At 60.8% G+C, this 18,835-nt stretch carries 17 protein-coding genes; 8 read left to right on the forward strand and 9 right to left on the reverse strand.

The genetic code is table 11. The features are described from left to right. Positions 1 to 43 precede the first annotated feature (43 nt). The 3 genes from ligA to AC1U7K_RS10175 are packed head-to-tail and all read right to left on the reverse strand — an operon-like array spanning position 44 to position 5,051. Entirely contained in the window at positions 44 to 2,101 is a 2,058-nt protein-coding gene (gene ligA, locus AC1U7K_RS10165) for an NAD-dependent DNA ligase LigA (protein ID WP_480251115.1), read from the reverse strand. 48 nt (positions 2,102 to 2,149) lie between these two features. Further along, the gene (locus AC1U7K_RS10170) at positions 2,150 to 4,063 is read right to left on the reverse strand and encodes a hypothetical protein (RefSeq protein ID WP_480251116.1); all 1,914 of its coding nucleotides are present in this window, start codon (positions 4,061 to 4,063) and stop codon (positions 2,150 to 2,152) included. 10 nt (positions 4,064 to 4,073) lie between these two features. Then, a complete protein-coding gene (locus AC1U7K_RS10175) occupies positions 4,074 to 5,051 on the reverse strand; it encodes an AAA family ATPase (protein WP_480251118.1) in 978 nt (325 codons plus the stop codon). Between the two features lie 126 nt (positions 5,052 to 5,177). Here AC1U7K_RS10175 and AC1U7K_RS10180 point away from each other — a divergent pair, with 126 nt between their 5' ends. From AC1U7K_RS10180 to pabA, 3 genes are all read left to right on the forward strand, one after another. Continuing rightward, positions 5,178 to 5,801, forward strand: coding sequence for a LysM peptidoglycan-binding domain-containing protein (locus AC1U7K_RS10180; RefSeq protein ID WP_480251119.1), 624 nt, complete (start codon positions 5,178 to 5,180; stop codon positions 5,799 to 5,801). Beyond that, the gene (trpE, locus tag AC1U7K_RS10185; protein ID WP_480251120.1) at positions 5,801 to 7,309 is read left to right on the forward strand and encodes an anthranilate synthase component I; all 1,509 of its coding nucleotides are present in this window, start codon (positions 5,801 to 5,803) and stop codon (positions 7,307 to 7,309) included. Before AC1U7K_RS10180 ends, trpE begins: the two co-directional genes overlap by 1 nt. Before the next feature lie 120 nt (positions 7,310 to 7,429). Beyond that, positions 7,430 to 7,993: an aminodeoxychorismate/anthranilate synthase component II gene (gene pabA, locus AC1U7K_RS10190; RefSeq protein WP_480251121.1), complete on the forward strand. Its 564-nt coding sequence runs from the start codon at positions 7,430 to 7,432 to the stop codon at positions 7,991 to 7,993. Positions 7,994 to 8,103: 110 nt separating this feature from the next. On the opposite strand, the gene AC1U7K_RS10195 is transcribed toward pabA, so the two are convergent. After that, on the reverse strand, positions 8,104 to 10,419 hold the full coding sequence (locus AC1U7K_RS10195) for an ATPase, T2SS/T4P/T4SS family (protein ID WP_480251122.1): 2,316 nt from the start codon (positions 10,417 to 10,419) through the stop codon (positions 8,104 to 8,106). 121 nt (positions 10,420 to 10,540) lie between these two features. On the opposite strand from AC1U7K_RS10195, the gene AC1U7K_RS10200 reads away from it, so the two are divergent. After that, the gene (locus AC1U7K_RS10200; protein WP_480251124.1) at positions 10,541 to 11,074 is read left to right on the forward strand and encodes a DUF423 domain-containing protein; all 534 of its coding nucleotides are present in this window, start codon (positions 10,541 to 10,543) and stop codon (positions 11,072 to 11,074) included. Position 11,075: 1 nt separating this feature from the next. On the opposite strand, the gene AC1U7K_RS10205 is transcribed toward AC1U7K_RS10200, so the two are convergent. Continuing rightward, complete coding sequence (locus tag AC1U7K_RS10205; protein ID WP_480251126.1) at positions 11,076 to 12,194, reverse strand: hypothetical protein; 1,119 nt, start codon at positions 12,192 to 12,194, stop codon at positions 11,076 to 11,078. 63 nt (positions 12,195 to 12,257) lie between these two features. Continuing rightward, the gene (locus AC1U7K_RS10210; protein WP_480251127.1) at positions 12,258 to 13,052 is read right to left on the reverse strand and encodes a dienelactone hydrolase family protein; all 795 of its coding nucleotides are present in this window, start codon (positions 13,050 to 13,052) and stop codon (positions 12,258 to 12,260) included. Positions 13,053 to 13,185: 133 nt separating this feature from the next. Here AC1U7K_RS10210 and AC1U7K_RS10215 point away from each other — a divergent pair, with 133 nt between their 5' ends. After that, entirely contained in the window at positions 13,186 to 14,139 is a 954-nt protein-coding gene (locus AC1U7K_RS10215) for a Gfo/Idh/MocA family protein (protein ID WP_480251128.1), read from the forward strand. Between the two features lie 23 nt (positions 14,140 to 14,162). On the opposite strand, the gene AC1U7K_RS10220 is transcribed toward AC1U7K_RS10215, so the two are convergent. Then, the gene (locus AC1U7K_RS10220) at positions 14,163 to 14,402 is read right to left on the reverse strand and encodes an Lrp/AsnC family transcriptional regulator (RefSeq protein WP_480251129.1); all 240 of its coding nucleotides are present in this window, start codon (positions 14,400 to 14,402) and stop codon (positions 14,163 to 14,165) included. A gap of 40 nt (positions 14,403 to 14,442) precedes the next feature. After that, positions 14,443 to 15,954, reverse strand: coding sequence for a Kelch repeat-containing protein (locus AC1U7K_RS10225; protein ID WP_480251131.1), 1,512 nt, complete (start codon positions 15,952 to 15,954; stop codon positions 14,443 to 14,445). Between the two features lie 168 nt (positions 15,955 to 16,122). Between AC1U7K_RS10225 and AC1U7K_RS10230 the strand changes: the two genes are divergently transcribed. Genes AC1U7K_RS10230 through AC1U7K_RS10240 form a run of 3 tightly spaced genes read left to right on the forward strand, consistent with a single transcriptional unit; the run spans position 16,123 to position 18,325 of the window. Next, positions 16,123 to 17,649, forward strand: a complete 1,527-nt coding sequence (locus tag AC1U7K_RS10230) for a YifB family Mg chelatase-like AAA ATPase (protein WP_480251132.1) — start codon at positions 16,123 to 16,125, stop codon at positions 17,647 to 17,649. A 1-nt stretch (position 17,650) separates the two neighbouring features. Further along, a complete protein-coding gene (locus AC1U7K_RS10235) occupies positions 17,651 to 17,863 on the forward strand; it encodes a hypothetical protein (RefSeq protein WP_480251133.1) in 213 nt (70 codons plus the stop codon). A 36-nt stretch (positions 17,864 to 17,899) separates the two neighbouring features. Next, positions 17,900 to 18,325 (forward strand): hypothetical protein, encoded by a 426-nt coding sequence (locus AC1U7K_RS10240; protein ID WP_480251135.1) that lies wholly within the window; start codon positions 17,900 to 17,902, stop codon positions 18,323 to 18,325. A gap of 45 nt (positions 18,326 to 18,370) precedes the next feature. Here the strand turns inward: AC1U7K_RS10240 and AC1U7K_RS10245 are convergent, their stop codons facing one another. Continuing rightward, the gene (locus AC1U7K_RS10245; protein ID WP_480251136.1) at positions 18,371 to 18,766 is read right to left on the reverse strand and encodes an Hsp20/alpha crystallin family protein; all 396 of its coding nucleotides are present in this window, start codon (positions 18,764 to 18,766) and stop codon (positions 18,371 to 18,373) included. Positions 18,767 to 18,835 lie beyond the last annotated feature (69 nt).

Here is an 18,835-nt window from a genome sequence, read left to right on the forward strand (position 1 = left end):
AACTACAGAGTCGCGGACACTGTCCCACCCTCGGGCGGCGTTGTCAAGCCTGGTCGAGGAGTGAGAGAAATTCGGGTTCGGTGAGCGTGCGGACACCGAGGCGTTTCGCGTCGTCGAACTTCGAGCCTGGATCGGCGCCAACGACGACGAAGTCCGTCTGCTTACTCACACTGGACGTCACACGGGCTCCGCGCGCCTCGACACGGCGCTTGGCTTCGTCGCGAGTCAGCTGCGTCAAGCTCCCGGTGAAGACAAAGGTCTTGCCTTCCAACGTTCGTTGGGAGGAGTCCCCGGGCTGATCGGTCACGAGCGTCAGACCCAAGGCGCGCATGCGCTCGATCACCTGGCGATTGTGTGGTTCGCCGAAGAAGGATTCCAGACTGAAGGCGATTTCAGGGCCGATCTCATGCACGCTGTCGAAGGTCTCGCGGTCGGCCGCCATGACAGCCTCGAGCGTCCCGAACCGTCGCGCGAGGATTCGGGCCACGTGTTCACCGACCTGGCGAATGCCGAGTCCATAGAGAAAGCGGTCCAGCGACACGTGTTTGCTGCGTTCGATGGCCTCCATGAAGAGTGTCGCCGAGCGATCGGCGAATCCTTCCAACTCCAGCACGTCCTTTTTCTTCAATGCGAAGACATCGGCCAACGTTTTGACAAGCCCGGTCTCGACTAATTGCGCGGCGGTCTTCTTGCCCAGCCCGACGATGTTGAGGGCGTTTTTGGAGGCGAAGTGCTCCAGCGCACCTTTCAGTTGTGCAGGACACGCCGCTTGGCCGGTGCAGTAATGGTACGCCCCTTCGCGCGCCACCGCGGAGCCGCAGACGGGGCAGTGATCGGGCATCTGAAATGGGTCAGCACGGTGCTGGCCAGGGACAGAAATCCGCTCGGTCACCGCCGGGATGACATCACCCGCTCGTTCGATACGTACGGTGTCGCCGACCCGCACGTCTTTACGAGCCACCTCATCGGCGTTGTGGAGCGTGGCGCGGCTGATGGTCACGCCCCCGACGTCGACCGGTTTCAGAAGCGCGATCGGCGTGAGCGTCCCCGTGCGCCCCACGGACACGACGATATCTTGAACCTGCGTCACTTCCCGGCGTGCCGGGAATTTGTACGCAATGGCCCAGCGGGGGCTGCGAGACCGCTCACCCAATGTCCCTTGCCAGTCGCGGCGGTCCAATTTCACGACCACGCCGTCGATCTCGAACGGCAACTGCTCGCGCTGCGCCGCCAGTTCTGCATGGAACGCGATGACTTCGTCGATGGAATCGCATCGCCGGCGCTGAGTCGGGACAGGCAATCCGAATCCGGCGAGCAAGTCCAGCTCTTCCCAGTGCGTGGCCGGCAGCGATCCACTGCCTCCCATGATTTCATAGCACGTGATGACAAGGGGACGCTCGGCGGTGATGCGGGAGTCCAACTGGCGGAGCGACCCGGACGACGCGTTGCGGGGATTGGCGAATGGCTCCTCGCCGCGTTCGGTGATCCGCCGGTTGAGTGCCTGGAAGTCGTCCAGCCTCATGTACACCTCGCCGCGCACCACAAGGTGCCGGGGCGGAGTCCGGCCGGCGTGCAACTGGAGAGGCAGCGAACGGAGCGTACGCAGATTCGCCGTCACCTCCTCACCCATGACGCCGTCACCGCGCGTCGCCCCGCGCACGAATCGGCCTTCGTCATACACGAGCTCGACGGAGAGGCCATCGAATTTCGGCTCGGCCGTGTACTGGATCTTCACCTCGTCCATCGGCCGATCCAGCTCGCGGCTCAACTCACGCCGGACACGGGCATCGAATGCACGCACGTCCTCGGCCTTCATGATCGAATCCAAGCTGAGCATGGGCCGCTCATGGGTCACCTTCTTGAGTTCTGAGAGCGGCACACCGCCGACGCGCTGCGTTGGGGAGTCCGGCGTGATCAGCTCGGGGTGGGCGGCTTCAAGCTCGGTGAGCTCGTGGAAGAGCTTGTCGTACTCCTCGTCCGAGATCTCCGGCCGGCTTTTCACATAGTAGAGGTAGTCGTGGCGGCGAATCTGCTCGCGGAGTGCCTGAATGCGCTGTTCGGCGTTAGCTTGGCTCAATGGAGGCGCGGGTCCGTCTGTCATCGCTCAAGACCCGTGGCCGGCTTCGTCGCACCTGGCACGCGGCGGGTGTTATTCGTGGATGAAGTGCGCCGCATAACTTCTGATCTCATGGCCGTTGAGGACGTGAAACCGCCGAAGCCGGTCGATCGTCTGGCCGGAAAACCGGCTCAACGGAATGACAATGAGCTGACGATCGAAGTCCCGCGCGATTCGACGCCACCGCGCTCGTGCCGGAATGGGCGAGACGAGGACGATGTGGCGCTCGAGCGACGCCCGAGCGGCTCCCGCAATAAGACGTTCTTCGAGCGTTTCGGTGAAGGCCAGCGTCTGATCTTCCCAGATATTGGGAATCCGTCGTGGTGGAAAGAGAAACGAGGCCCCGCCGTAGCGTGACTGACCGATACCCGGCCCTACCATCCCCTGCTGGAACGGCGTGGCGTAAAAGCAAAGCGTCGATTCTTCCTCGTGCTCGGCATACCACGTCGCCTGCCACGAGTACACCAATGGATCAGCCGGCGTGTCGAAGAGAAATACGACCGTGTCGACCTTCCCACGCGTCGGTGGGATTTCTTTGACATAGATCTCGGGCTTCGCGGGCCCGCGGGCCGCCAGGGTTGATTTGCTTGAACCGGCCCGAGGTAGGCGATGCCAATGGCGCAAGCTTTCACGTAGATCGATGCCGTCCTTCACGGACGTCGTGAACTTTTCGACGCGGGCCAGGTCCGCCCCGAGCAGCGCTTTGGCCTGCTCCCTCACATGGCGGGTGAAGCTCTCGATCCGCTGGTCTTCGGGCGGCCAGGAGCACTGGCGAAAGGGGTTCCACTGGAGCGCCCAGCGGCGGCTCTTTGCCGGCGCCGGCTTCGGCCGTAGCGATAACGAGCGCCAGGTGAGCGGCGGGCCCTGCAGCCGGTTCTTGGCGTTGATGACTTCGCCGCCGGGCAACTGCAGCTTGCCGACACCAGCAGACACCACGCCCTCGATGTCGGCGTCTCCGTCCTGTTGAAACGTGTAGCGCTTGGCCGTTTCCAGCAATTGGATCGCGAACTCGTCGCCCGCCATCTGCTTGGCTGCCAGGACGAGACTGTACAGATCCGGCGTCAAGCGACGCTGAATCAACGCGAGATTGCGGACATATTGCAAGTACAGCTTGAGCAAATGGGGCGTGACCCAATTCGGGACCGAATCAGGCTTGGCGTCGTAGCGGGCGAGCCATTGTGCCCGGGTCTCCAACAGCAGGAGCTTGATGCCGTCGATCGCGGCATGGCGGTCTGATCGCAATTCGGCCCGGAGCCGTTCGTATTGCTCGGTGATGAACGGAAGCTCGCCGAGCACGAAATACAACGTGTCGGGCTGGACCGCGTACCGGCCAGGCCGAGCATAGGGTACCGCGGGCGGAGCGTAAGGGGTGCGTTGTCGGTAGGCTACTCGCATCCAGGGCCAATCGGCGATCGGGCACAGGCATAAGATGCGCTCGTACTCCAGTTCCAATTCGTGAAGACGAAACGCCATCCATGCGATGCGCTTGCGCTGCTGCTCCGACTCAGGTGGCGGTATCGAAGGAATCAACGCCGAGGCGAAGGCCGGCAGCGATAATTGCTTGAGCGCGTACGGGTCCGGCGGCGTGAACGGTGTCGGCTCGAAGCGAACGACCTCTCGATCCACGTAGGCCCGCGCAATTCCCTCACCCATCGCCGCCCGAATCCCCATGATGACCGGTTGGCAGGGGTCTATGGGGACAAAGTTCACGAACGGAGAGCCGTCGTCAGGCTCCGACGAGATGACGACACTCACGCGCGGCAGCTCGTCGACGGCGGCTTCAACGGACGCTTCAAGCGAGGGCGGTAACGGGACGGCGAGACAGTCGTAGGGGCGGGCGATGAGACGCTCACGGACTTCCTGCGCCACGTCGCCGCTGCCATGCAAGATCGGCAAAAGATCGATCCGCGAGGAGAGGCGAAGGACGGCGTCGTCGATCGAGGTCATGCCCTCTCTATTATTTATCGGGGTGGAGCGGGTCGTCGTCCTCGAAGAAGAAATCGCCGAGACCCTGGGGCAGTCGTTGATTGCCGAGTGCGCGGCTCCGCCGCCGTGAGAGCGCGTTCAGATCCAGTGCTTCGTCGCCTAAGACCTTGGTGACCGCCTCTCGCCACGCGGTGTCGGTGGAGAGGGGATGGCGCGCGTTTTGCGACAACCGTTTCAACGCGTACCGAAGCACGTGCAAGCCATCTCGTACCGAGAAGTCCAGGTTGAGCTGGTGCGCTTGCTGCAAAAACTCGACGGTCATCGCCAGCATCTCGGCCGGCGCAAACGGCAAATGGTACCGGAGAATGGCCAACTCGTCCTCCCGATTGGGATACCCGACGGCCAACGTCGGTTGCAGGCGGGAGAGGATGTAGTCGGGCACTTCGTACGTCGATGCATCTTCGTTCATCGTGACGCAGGACCTGAAGTCGGGATGGGCACTCACCAATATGCCGGCGACGATCGATTCGATGCAGCGTCGGTGGTCGAGCAGGGAGGCCAGGGATGCCCAGCTCTTCTCGTTCATCCGGTTGCCCTCGTCCAGCACACAGACGCCGCCGGTCAGCATGGCGGACACCAGCGGCGACGCGTGATATGCGATCGTGCCCGATTCGGCAAGAACCGGTGTGATCAGCAGATCTTCCGGACGCGTATCGGCCGTACATTGAAAGATGTAGAGGTCCTGTTTTCGCTCGCGAGCGCCGGACATGGCGAGCGTCGTCTTGCCGATCCCCGGCGGTCCGGTAATCCGAGGAGACAGCGGAAGGTCTTTATCATCGACGACGAGCCAGCAGGCCAACAGTTGGGTGAGGATCTCCTTCGCGCCGATCCATTCCTGCTCGAGCGTGATCGGCTGCGCCAGGCGTAGCGAGATCCCCTGGATGTTCATCGTGCGGGTGGGCCCGTCTGCCGCCGGTTCCTGCGGCCGTTTGTCGCGTGACGGCATCATGAGCGAAACGTAACACAGGGGTCGGGAGGGGGTCAAACGCGCGTGGGGCTTTGACTTTCTTTCTATCCTCGCACTATCCTGAACGACTCCCTCTTCTCATAGTGAGAAGGGTGGAGGTCGGGGCTGATGACTGGTGAGATGATGACGGTGATGGTCCGTACGGTCGGGATCCTCGGATGCATGATGGTGTTGTTGTCCGGGTGCGTCATGCGTGAGCAGTACGAGGCGGAGAAGAGCCGCGCCCTCAATTTTCAACGCTTGCTGGCCCAAGAGGAGAAGCGCACCGGAGAGTTGGATGCGGAAGTCAAACGATTGAAGCGCGACGTGCCGGAATTGGACGCGCGCAATCGCGAGCTCACCGCCCAACTGCAAGCCGTACGCGAGCAGCTCGGCCGCGTCCAAGAAGAAAATGCGGGCCTGCGGGAAGCCGCCGCGCTGAAGGCACGGGAAGAACTGGACCGGACGGAGTCGAGAAAAGAATCAAAGAAAGCCGCACGGCCGAAACCGGCCGTGAAAGCGGCGCCGCCCAAGATCGATATCGAGCAGCCGGTCGATCAGGGATTGATGGAAGCGGCGCCCGAGACGAAAACGGACATGGGCGAGGCCCTCTACCATCAAGTGCGACCGGGCGATACCCTCTTCAAGCTCGCTCGCCAGTACAACGTCCCCGTCGAGCAGATCAAAGACTGGAACCGGCTGCGGGACAGCACGATCGAAGTCGGACAGAGGCTGATCGTCGGATACCGCTAATGGCCCGCGCGACCTATTCACTGACCTTCGATGAGTTTAAGCGGCTCGCGGGAGCCGGCAACCTCATCCCGCTGTACCAGGAAATTCTGGCCGATTACGAGACCCCGGTCTCCGCGTTGGCGAAAATTGACCATGGCCCGTCGGCCTATTTGCTGGAGAGCGTGGAGGGTGGTGAGAATTGGGCCCGCTACTCCTTCCTCGGAAGCGGCTCGCCGATCGTGATTCACGAAGATCGCAATGCCATCGTCATCACAAACGGGTTCCGACATGAGCGGCTGCCCGTCAGCCACGAGTCAGGACCAACGCCCCTGGATCGAATGCGGGAGCTGATGGCCGGTTACCGGCCTGTCTCGGTTCCCGGACTGCCCCGGTTCGTCGGAGGCGCTGTCGGCTATTTGGGATACGATACGGTCCGTTACTTCGAGGACATCGGGTCACGGCGAAAAGATGATGCCGGACTGCCTTTGATGGCGTTCTTGCTCACCGATACGCTCCTGATTTTCGATAATGTCGCCCAGAAGATCAAAGTCGTGGCGAATGCGCATGTCGAGTCGGACAAACCCTCGCACATCCGGCGCGCGTATACCGATGCGATTGCGCGGATTGATGGAATGATCGAACGGCTCCGACGGCCGTTGCGGCGACCTACCGTGCCACGCCGGCGGCGCCCGATGACCTTCACGTCGAACATGAGTCGCGCGGATTTTGAAAAGATGGTGCTGCACACGAAGGACTACATTCGCGCGGGCGATGTCTTTCAGACCGTGGTGTCGCAACGATGGGAGACGCGGATCGCCACCCGGCCGTTTGAAATTTACCGGGCGCTGCGCGTCATCAATCCCTCACCGTACATGTACTACCTGCGTGTCGGCGGCGTCGAACTCGTCGGGTCCTCGCCGGAAACGCTCGTGCGGTGCGAAGATGGTCGCGTGTCGCTCCGTCCGATCGCGGGGACGAGGCGCCGGGGCGAGACCGAAGAGCAGGATCAGGCGTTGGAGCGAGAGCTGCTGGCTGACGAGAAGGAGCGTGCGGAGCACGTGATGCTCGTCGATTTGGGTCGGAATGATGTCGGGCGCGTGTCGAAGCCTGGCTCCGTGCGCGTCGATCGCTTTATGACGGTCGAGCGCTATTCCCACGTCATGCATCTCGTCTCGGAAGTGAACGGCCAATTGGAAGACGGCAAGACGGCCTATGACGTGCTCCAGGCCTCGTTTCCGGCCGGCACCGTATCCGGTGCGCCGAAGATCCGCGCGATGCAAATCATCGAGGAGCTGGAGCCGACACGCCGTGGGCCCTACGCCGGGGCGGTCGGTTACTTCAGCTTTTCGGGAAACATGGACATGTGCATCAATATCCGGACGATCGTGATCAAAGGCCGCAAGGCCTACATTCAAGCCGGCGCCGGGATCGTCGCAGATTCACAACCGGATCGCGAGTACGACGAAACGTGCAACAAGGCGCGCGCCATGATGAAAGCCATTGAGTCGGCGGAACGGGGATTGGCGTGAGGGTGCGGACCTTCATCGTTGTTGGTGATTCGTGAGACGCCCGCTGAACGGGTCACGGTTCCCAATAACGAGTTCAGCCTTTCCGGTTTACGAATAACGATTCACGATTAACGAAATCACATGCTCCTGATGATCGACAATTACGATTCGTTCACCTACAACCTCGTCCAGTATTTGGGCGAGTTGGGGGAGGACATTCAGGTGGCGCGGAACGACAAGATCACGATTGACGAGATCGAGGCGCTTCGGCCGCACCGAATCGTCATTTCACCGGGTCCCTGTACGCCGAAAGAAGCCGGTGTTTCGGTGGACACGATCCGTCATTTCGCGGGCCGCCTCCCGATGCTCGGAGTCTGTTTGGGGCACCAATCGTTGGCGGTTGCCTTCGGCGGGGATGTGGTTCGAGCAGGTCGCCTCATGCACGGCAAGACCTCGATGATCCTCCATGATGGGAAAACGATTTTTCGCGATCTCCCGAATCCCTTCGAGGCGACCCGCTACCATTCGTTGATCGTGAAGCGCGAGACGCTACCAGATTGTCTGGAAGTGTCCGCGGAGACCGAGGAAGGCGAGATCATGGGCCTTCGCCATCGCACCCTTGGCGTAGAAGGCGTTCAATTCCATCCGGAATCGATTCTCACCTCGGCGGGAAAGGACCTGCTGCGGAATTTCTTGAAGCTGTAGGCTTAGAAGCGTTCGAAGTTCGAGGTGCGATGTTCGAGGTTCCGGCTTTCTGAATGGGGTTTAACTTCGAACCTCTAACCTCGAACGCACGAGGCCGCAACGGTGTCCTGTTACTTGATCGCGACCGCTTTGACCTGCTTGTACGTCGTTAAACCTTTCAGCACCTTCTCTACGCCGTCCTGAACGAGCGTCGTCATCCCTTCCTCGACCGCGGTGTGCAGCATCTCTTCGGTCTTGGCCTTGTTCTGGATCAGCCGCTTCATCTTGTCCGTGCCGATGAGCAACTCGTGAAGTGCCAGGCGCCCTTTGAAGCCGGTCCGGTTGCACGCGTCGCATCCCTTGCCGCGATGCAGTTTGAAGCTGCCGTCATGCTTGACGCCGAGGCGCGGCCAGTACTCCTCACCGTAGCCGACGACGAGTTCGTCGTACTCTTCCTTGCTCGGCCGGTATTCCTCCTTGCACTCGCTGCAGATACGTTTGCAGAGCCGCTGGGCGAGCACGCCGAGCATCGCGTCCGCAAAGCTGAACGAGTCGCAGCCCATATCCAAAAGACGAGTGATCGTCTCGACGGCGCTGTTGGTGTGCAGCGTACTGAAGACGAGGTGGCCGGTGAGTGATGCCTCAATACCCGTGTCGGCCGTTTCTTTATCCCGCATTTCGCCGACCATGATGACGTCCGGATCGGCGCGCAAGAAGGCGCGCATGGCTATGGCAAAGGTAAAGCCGATCTTCGGCTGCACCTGGACCTGACGAAGACCATACTGCGTGATTTCGACCGGGTCTTCGGCGGTCCAGATCTTCCGCTCCGGCGTATTGATGTAGCCGAGCACGGCATGCAAGGTCGTTGTCTTACCGGATCCGGTGGGACCGACGCAGAGAATGATGCCGTACGGCTTTTCTGCGATTTTTTTCAGCTCGCGGAGATTGCGATCGGAAAAGCCCATCTTGTCCAGCGGCAACGGTTCGCTTGCCGCCAGAATACGCATCACGACGTCTTCGTTGTAGCCGGCCGTCGGCACTGTCGCTACACGAAGCTCGATTTCTTTCCCGCCCCCGACCTTGAACTTGATCTTGCCGTCCTGCGGTTTGCGGCGCTCCGCGATATCGAGGCTCGCCATGATCTTGATGCGGGAGACGATCGCGCGCCGGTAGATCGAGGGGATTTTCATGTATTCGGAGCAACTCCCATCAACGCGGAACCGTACGACCGTCTCTCGCTTGTCACCATAGGGTTCGATGTGGATGTCCGACACGCCCATCCGATACGCATCGGCGATCACCTTGTTCGCCAGTCGGACGATCACGTTGTCGTTCTCATCGACGCCGATGTTGGCGTCTTCCTGCTGCTCCTGCTGGGCCTCGTTGACCAACTCGCCCAGGATGTCGCTGATCGATCCGCTATCGGAGGGAAGCGCCGGATCGACCTGCCCCGTCGCCACGCGGAAGAATTGCGTAATGTCGCGTTTGAGACAGACGGCGAAGCGAATCGTTTGACCGGGGAACATCCGCTGGATGTCCTGCACACGGTCCAGATCATTCGGATCGTCGATCAAAATCTCGATGACGTTCTTGTTGCGCTTGAACGGGATCCAGGAATTTTTCTTCAGATAGTCGACGTTGAGGTTTCGGAGCAACTCGGGATCGATCACGGTGCGATCGTCGAACTCGACGTACGGGACCTGATAGAACTGGCTCAGTGATTTGCCGATGTCCGACTTGGGGATCTTATATTTTTCGATCAGCAGCGAATCGATATCGCTCACGCCCTTTCGGGATTCCGCGATGGCCGCGTCCAATTCCTGCTGTGTGATCTTCCCGGCCGACAGCAGATAATCGAATTTGGTGACCGGTTTCTTGGCCAGTTTCCTGAGGTTGAAGAAGGCGATACCCAGGCTCTTGGCGATCTCGGCCACCGATTCTTCATCCCGTTTCGTGAAACGCCCGCCACCCTTTTTGTTGAGCAACTGGACCACGCCCATCAGATACTTGTTTTCGGCTACGATGGGATAGGTCAGCACTTGTTTGGTCCGGAATCCGGTCTTCTTGTCCCATGACGCGTCATGAGCGAGCAGGGGGTGGATGCGAGAGAGCTCGGTCTTGTTGTACGCGTCTTCGATGTTCACCGGGCGAAGATATTTGGCTGAAAAGCCGGGCAGGCTTTGCTCGCTGATCGGTAGGCGCAGTTCTTCCACCCCGTCGAGATGGGGCACCTTCGAGAAGATTTCCTTCTTTTCAGGATCCATTGCAAAAAGGCTCAGTTCCTCGGCATCGAACAGTCCGAGAATTTCTCGGTTCAGGTCCAGGAGGATTTGATCAAGGTCCTTCGCGGCGTGGATTTGATTGGAGATCCGCTTGACCTCTTCGTCCCGCGCGATCTTTTGGTGCAGTTCTTTGACGCTATCGGGAAGCACCTTGGCGGTATCCATTAACCCTCCGAAGCGAGCTACGCGTGATCTCTTTCCAAGTACAAAACCATAGCAGAAAGGCACGAGAAATCAAGGAAGTGCAAGGGTTTTTTCGCACGCCGGCCGTAAACCGGCGGCCGTGGTGAAAACCGGCGAGGTCGTTTGCCGCGAAGGAGAAGAGGCGGCGAGAAATTATTCAGCAAAACCAAATGGAACGCCGCCCGTAGCCGGCATCATCCTCTTGCTCCTGGCCGTTATTGCGCGTAGAGTCGCGCGACAACGACGCGGTGTGAGAATGGGGACGTTTGGGGCGATGGGCGCGGTATTTGCGGCCTTAGCGGTCGCCGGCGGGGCGTTCGGCGCGCATTCGTTAAAAGCGATCCTCACAGCCGATATGCTGGCCGTATTCGAGACCGCCGTCCGCTACCAGATGTATCATGCGCTCGGACTGCTGCTCGTCGGGCTGATCATCGACCGCTCTCCTCACTCAACCGTCCGATATGCCGGTTGGGCCTTCGCTTCCGGGATTGCCCTCTTTTCAGGCAGCCTGTATCTGCTGTCGTTGTCGGGTGTGCGTTGGGTGGGAGCGGTGACGCCCCTTGGCGGACTGTGCTTTCTCATTGGCTGGGGCCTGCTGGGTTGGAGCGTGTGGAAGGGCGAGGGACAGCGGCGCTGACTTAACGCGGGCAAGGCGCGACGCGTTTCCCGGTAATGGATCCCCAGGCGCCGCTCGAATTGACAAAACTTCCTTCTAAGCGCTGCCCTTCTCCGGTGAACAAGAGGCTGTCCTCCTGCACGCCGCCCGAAAATTCCCATCTAAGATACACCACGTCGCCCAGCACGATCATTTTTGCCGGCCCACCGGCGACCGATTGGCCATTGGCGGGAGGGAAGACCATCACACTCTTATGGTCGAGATGGTTTTGATGGTTGTGGATCGTCCAATTCCATGTACCGCACAGCCGAGCGGCGGCGCGTGCCTCCCGGAGTCGCTCAGGCCAGCTTCTTAACGATGTCCACAACTCTCGCGCACGCTGCTGCGCCTGCACTTCGGCAGTTGTCGCCATCGCATACGTCTGCGCGAGAAAGACGGGCTTCAGGCGTGAGTAGAAATAGGCCGAAGCCGTGGTCGTTTTGTCCGCATCAGATGTGGCGTCCGACGACTCCCAATAGGCCATCAATTGTCGCTGTATCCCTGCCGCCCCTTCATTTCGACCGATCTCCAACCAGGAACGTTCGCCGGCAAGTCGCGGGACCGCGGTCTCGAGATACCTGACGTAATCCGCCGGCACCGACGCTTGCTCTTCGTTGCCCTCAGAGAAGAGGGTGACGGCTTCGGCGACACGCGAAGCGTCGGTCAATGCGCGCCGGTGGCCATCGGCCGTCAGCCACGCCCGCTGCTTCGCGCTGTTTTCAAGGAGAGACGTGATGGCTCTTTCGTCGGCCGCATTTGCTGCGTCCTTGAGGGAACGTGCAAGCCTCCATGCCGCAAGTTCCGTGGTGAGTTGCCGACCGGCGTCGAGGAACTCTGGGGGCGGCGCGGAGGGAGGTGGTGGCGCGGCGCGCTGACCATGCGTTCTGGTTCCCTCGCCTGGGGGCAACACGAGGCCCAGCGTCTGGCGCAGTTGCCGCTCGAACAGTTGTGCAGCCCTCTCATCGGAATCAACCTGACTAAGGGCGGAATCGGACGTTTCGAGGACCTTGTCGAGATCGAGCGCACTGCTCTGCGCACCCAACGCACTCGTCCTCGAAAGAAGAAGCAGAAGCAGGGCGAGAATCGTTCGCGAGAAGTTCATGGTTCATTGTGCGATAGCGATGGAGACAATCGCAAGGTGACGGAGGAGCGCGAACAAGAAAGCTCAAGCGGAGAGATGACGGGAGAGAAACGCGAGCATCCGTTCCCAGGCCATCTTGGCCGCGTCCGGGCGGTACATGTCCTTGCGCATGTCATCACAGAACCCATGAGGCGCGCCCGCATACGAATGGATCTCGATCGTCTTGCCGGTTTCTTGCCCGGCACGGCGAAGGCGTTCCAATTGCTCCGGGGTCACGCCGGCATCTGACTCGCCGGTATGGAGCTGCACCGGACAGACCAAACCCTTTAACACCGTATCCGGGGCAGTGATGGCGCCGTAGAAATCGACGGCCGCCCGTAGCCGCTTCCGCTGGCAGGCAAACCGGAGGGCAAGCGTGCCGCCAATCCCGAAGCCAACAGCCGCATGGAGATTCTTTTTCGCCTGGTCGCGCGTGTTCAAAAATTCACAACAGGAATTGATGTCCTGCAAGAGGTCGGGCTCTTTCATGCGAGCCGCCAACGCATCGGCCACTTCGGCATTCGCGGTCACCATGCCGCCCTGTCGCGCGTACAAATTCGGCACGATCACCATGTACCCCTCGCAGGCCAGGCGAGCGGCCGTGTCCTTAATCTGGGCATTCAATCCCCACCGCTCATGGAGCAGTACGATGCCGGGGAACGTCGCTTTGTCCTGTGGCCAGAACAGGATTGCCTCGACTTGTACCTCCTTGGGCACGCGCGTACGGAAGTACGGATCGACGGATGCGTCACTCAAGGAGGGGATCGGCGCGCCGCTGGGAAAGCGAACAGCGCCTGTCCCGATCTGCTGCAGCGAAAACGGTTGTTGTCCTTCGGACATGATCGTCGTCAGCGTCGCACAATTTAGAAACGAGAGTCGTACTATAACGACGCGTAAAACTTGTTGTCAATTTGCGCATTGCGCGGTGCCGGCATGACCTTTAGAATTCGCCCACCCGGGAGCGCGTCGACGAATGACCCTCAATATCGGCCTCATCGGTCTAGGGCGCCACGGCCTCCGGTATGCCACGCATTTGTTGGAACCGTTGCCGGCGATGAGGCTCGTCGCGGTTTGCCGCCGGGATGCCGTGGCGGGGCGCGTCTTTGCCACGCAACATGGCCTGCGTTTCTATGAGGACTATCAAGACCTGGTGGCCGATCCCGATGTCCACGCCGTCGTGGTCGTGACACCCGCTTCCGAAACGGAGGCGATCGGACAAGCCGCCATTAGGGCAAGAAAGCCACTGTTGATCGAAAAGCCCTTAGCCGATTCGGCTCATGCCGCGCACCGGATCGCGGATGCCGCTGAAGCGGCCCGAGTCCCTCTGATGACCGCCCACACACTCCGCTTCGATTCGGCGATCGCTGCCCTCAAATCTGAGCTTCACCGGGTTGGCCCATTGCGGTATGGGGTACTGACCCTTCGGCTGGAGGCACGGGATGTGGCGATGGCAGGTGGTCTGGGTGTGCTGATGGAAATCGGCGTCCACTGCTTCGACTTGATCCGCTACCTCACAGGTGAAGAAGTGGCCGACGTTCAGTGCAACTTAGACAGCCACGACGATGGCCCGGAATCGATGGCCTTTGCGAGAATGGCGACAGCCGCGACGGCGCGTCCGTTTCTCGTCGATGTGTCCCGTGTATCAGCGACGCGAATAGGGCGGATCGAGTGGATCGGTGAAAAGGGGCAACTCATGGCGGACTGGTCACGCGGTACGTTCACGCGCTTGATTGCCGGTGAGCCGATTGAGACCTCACCGATCCAACCGAGGCCAACACTGGTGGCAGCCCTGAGTGCCTTCGCCGAGGCGATCACAACCGGCCGGCCCGTACCGATTACCGGTCGGGACGGCCAGAGGGCGGTCGAACTCGCACAGGCATGCGCTCGTGCCGCGGCGACCGGTATGAGCGTCCGGGTGCACGCATGACGGCGAAACAGTGAAGATCGTCACTACTGCGTATCGGCGACAATGTGGGTGTCCGTTTCCTCCACGCCGTCGATCGTGTGGACTTTTGTAATCACGACATCCGACAGGGCCTTTTCATCCGGAACGCTGACGAAGCTGAAAATATCGGGTTGCCCGAAGCATGGGTGAACCTGCTCCACGCCGGCGACCTTCTTCAGCGACTTGACCACGTCCTTCGTCTTTCCCGCTTTCACCTTGATCAAGATGTACGCCCGTGTCGGCATGGTGACCTCCTTGGTTGACCTCGTGCCTCGATCGCCCCAATTACGACCCACCCGGCATCTCTCGCCTGCGCGCCGCATATCGCGCATGGACATCCTCGCCCGCCGCACTGAGCGCGCGTTTCGCACGCTGAAAAGTCTGGGCCAGTAGCCGGAAGTCTTCCTCACCCACGTTGTACGCCCCAAATGCCTCGCGCAGATCTTGTTGGTCCCAGATGTGCTCACGTTCGGCGTAGTCGACGACCGCCTCCATCGATTGAGATGTCCAGCCTTCTGTCGTGAATCGCTCTAGAGCCGCCGGTGCCTGCTCTCCGAGCTTTGCCCATAATGACTCTTCGAGGAAATGCCGAATGGCCGGGTGGCGGCTCTTCATCAACGCGGCTTGAAACTGAATGAGCGCCTTGATGAGTTGATTGGCCTGTGGGGTCGACTGAGGAGGCAGCACGGCCGCATCCTGAAACGTCGCGAGCAGGGCCATGATCGTCCCGACCTGTTGACGCGTCGCCCGTTTCGGCGATTCGGATTCTGTCTGGGCAGTCGGCGGAGCAAAGACTTCGTTGGCGTCGCTGAACGAACCGCCCGGTTTGGGGCCACCGCCGATCACGTACCATCGATCCTGAACGACCGCCGACCCAAGGCCGTGGCGGGCGGTCGGCATCGATGCGACCCGCTCCCATCGGTTGTGCCCAGGATCGAAGGCTTCGTTCACCGCAAAGGTGCCTTCCGGCGATTCGCCACCAGTCACATAGATGGTGCCCCGGATCACGCCGGCCGTGATCCCGCTCCGCGGTGTGGGAAGATCGGCCACCGGGCTCCATCGATTCGTGATCGGGTCGAACGCTTCGACGATGCTCAGATTCTTTCCGTAGTCCCGATTGAGCCGACCTGCGATCGCGTAGATCTTCCCGTTGACCGTGGCCGCCGCCAAATGGTCCCGCGGAGTGGGAAGCGGAGCGCGAGCGATCCAGGAATTCTTGTCGGGATCGTACTCGTCCACCGCCGCGGTATTGCCATCGCCGTCGTAACCACCGATGGCATAGAGTTTCCCGTCGTAGATCCCAACGGCAAGCGCGCCTCTCGCACTAGGCATTGGCGGACCTTCCGTCCACCGGTCCTCCTTTGTGTCGTAAATATAGAGCGACTGGACCGGCTTCCACACCGAGAGCAACGATTGTTTGAATCCGCCGACAATATAGATATGGCTGCCGATGGCCGCACTCCCTACATGATGCAACCCAGTCGGAAGCGAGGCTTTGGTAGTCCAGCGGTCGGCCTGCGTATCGTAGGCTTCAACCTTGTCGCTGATCGCGAGGTCCTTGATGTTGCTCAGTGCCGGTTTCTCGAATCCACCGACCACATAGATGATGTCGCCGACGGCCGCCGCGGCCACCTCCGTTCTTGGCGTCGGCGCGGGAGTCAGCGTCGTCCACGTGCCGGGGAGTACCGAGTCCGCTGTGTGCGCGATCGACACAGGCGACAGGAGCGCAAGGGTGAGAAGCGCGAGGGCCGCGGCACGACGGAGCGGCACTGTGCCTAAGAGCGGCGCTTGAGGCATGGCGGGATTATACGCCCGTCAGCAAAGACGATCCATGGCGGCGGTTGATGAAGTAGAAGTCCCACGAACGTGAATGGTCGTCCTAGCCATTTGGTTGAAAAGCTCTAGAAGGCCCGCCTATAATCGCCGCTCGATTTCCAAGGTTTTCGAGGCTTCTGACAAGGATTCATGCTGTCCAAGGTTTTCAGTGCCGCGTTGGTCGGACTCGACGCGCATCTCGTGGAGGTCGAGGTCGATATCGGCGCCGGGCTGCCGCAATTCTCCGTTGTCGGTCTTCCGGATGCGACCGTGCGGGAAAGCCGCGATCGGGTCCGCTCGGCCTTGAAGAACAGCGGCTTCACATTTCCGATCAAGAAAATTACGGTGAATCTCGCGCCGGCCGATCTGAAAAAGGAAGGCTCGGGCCTGGATCTCGCGATGGCCATTGGCATCCTGCTCGCGGAAGAGGTCATCCCGCCGTCGGCCGTCGAGAACCGCGTGTTCATCGGCGAGCTGTCTCTTGACGGCCGCATCAAACCCGTGCCGGGCGCTCTGTCGATCGGGCTTGGGTTCCGAAAAGGGTATGATCTTCTGCTCGCGGCTGACAACGCGGCGGAAGCGGCGATCGTGGAAGGCGTTCAGGTGTACCCGGTCCGCACCCTTCCCGAAGTCGTCGAGTTCCTCACCGGCGCGCGTCCGATTCTTCCTGTGCCGACCGATGGGACACAGTTGCTGATGGACTCGCCGGCGGACGATGACTTCGCCGACGTGAAGGGACAAGAGCATGCGAAACGGGCGCTCGAAGTGGCCGCAGCAGGCGGGCACAACATTCTCATGGTAGGGCCGCCTGGATCAGGCAAAACGATGCTCGCGCGCCGCCTCCCGGGAATTCTGCCGCCGCTCGAACGCGAAGAAGCCATCGAAGCGACGCGCGTGCACAGCGTGGCGGGCTTCCTACCGGCTGGGAAGCCAATCCTCACGGCGCGACCGTTTCGGGCACCGCACCACAGCATTTCAGATGCGGGGCTGATCGGCGGCGGCGCCGTTCCGAAGCCCGGCGAAGTCTCGTTGGCCCACCACGGCGTGTTGTTTTTGGATGAGGTGCTCGAATTCAAGCGGCATGTGCTCGATGGTCTTCGTCAGCCGCTGGAGGACGGCATGGTGACCCTCACTCGCGTGCACGCGTCGCTCCGCTACCCGGCGCGCGTGATGCTCGTGGCGGCGATGAATCCATGTCCCTGCGGCTACTACGGCGACCGGACGCGGGAGTGCCAGTGCAGCCCGCATCAGGTGCGCCGGTATCGGGGACGGCTCTCGGGGCCCTTGCTCGACCGTCTCGACATCCAGATCGAAGTGCCGCCGGTGCCCGTGCACGAGCTTCGAGGCGAGGACCGGCACGAGTCCTCGGCCGCGATCCGGGCTCGAGTGACCGCGGCACGTCTGCGGCAGGCCAGTCGATACCGCGCCGACGGCATCTTCAGCAATGCGCAACTCAAACCGCGACAGCTCAAAAAGTACTGCGCGTTGAACGAGGACGGCCAGCAATTGATCGAGCAGGCCATGACGAAGCTCGGCCTCACCGCGCGCGCCTATGGCCGGATCCTTCGCGTGGCGCGCACGATCGCCGACCTTGCCGGCTCGGAATCTATTCTGCCGTCCCATCTCGCCGAGGCCATCCAATACCGCAGCTTGGATCGGCGCCACGACCTCGCGTAGTATGTCCTCCATCCGCATCTTCTTTTGGTGGTTTGCCGTCGGCGCGCTGATGGCGTTGTCGGTGATCATGCTGCAAGGCGGCATCAGGGAAGTGATGCAGGCCCAAGGGTCGTTATGGGAAGTGAAGCTCGTCGAGCTGTTGACGGCGATCTTCGGCGGAGGCCTGCTGGGCGGCTGTATCGCCCTCATCCTTGATCGCATTCGTAAACCGTAACGACTGGCAGAATGTTCTCAGCACAGCGGAGTAGTCATGGATGTAGAAATCGGATCGAATCTGTATCGAAACACGGATGGAACGGTTGAAATCGAGGGCGTGCCGCAGATGACGCTCGGCTTAAAGAAGCCCGAAGGTCCGCCGGTGGTGAGCTTCGTCACCTTTGACGATGCCGGTCGAGTGACGCTGAAGATCGTCGACAGCACGATGGCCTTCAACGAGCGACGGGCGCACGAGCTGAACAAGACACAGAACCGGTTGGTCGTCAAACACACCGAATCCGGCAAGGTGGTGTTACATCTCGAGGTGAAGCAGCCGGGACGGCTGACGATCAGTCAGGGAGATTTCCTGACGGTGAAAGGCCATCGCATGGAGATTCTTCCCCACGAGTGGCGAATCGACAAATTAAAACAGGCCAATACCGAAACGGATGCAAAGGGTGGGGCGGTCGTCGTGGGCTAGCACGGCGGGCGGCTCAGCCGCCCGCCCGTGTGACTCTGATGAGAATTAGGCGATCTCGATGCGGCGCGGCTTCGTCTCTTCGCGCTTCGGCAGCTCGATCGTCAGCACGCCATCTTTATAGGTGGCGCTGACTCGGCTCTGATCCACCGTCGTCGGCAGCTTAAAAGACCGCGAGAACGGACCCGGTTGTACTTCCTGAACGAAGTACGTGCGTTTCTCGGCTCCGTCTTCCTTGCGCTCCCCCTTCAACCAGAGGACATCGTTCTCGACCACGATCTCGACGTCCTTGCGATCAATTCCGGGCAACGCGGCCTGAATCCAGAAGCCCCGCTCGTCTTCATACGTGTTGCAGGCCGGAGCCCAGGTCGAGTGCCCGTTCATCGCCCGCAGCGCGTCGTTCAAAAACCGATCGACATCCAACGCATAGGTCGGCAGTGCCATTGGCCCCTCCTTTCTAGGAGGGTTTACGCGTTCTGGCGTACCCCCCGTTGGTTCCGTAGATAATTTCGG

The sequence above is a fragment of the Nitrospira sp. Vd2 genome (assembly GCF_979581665.1).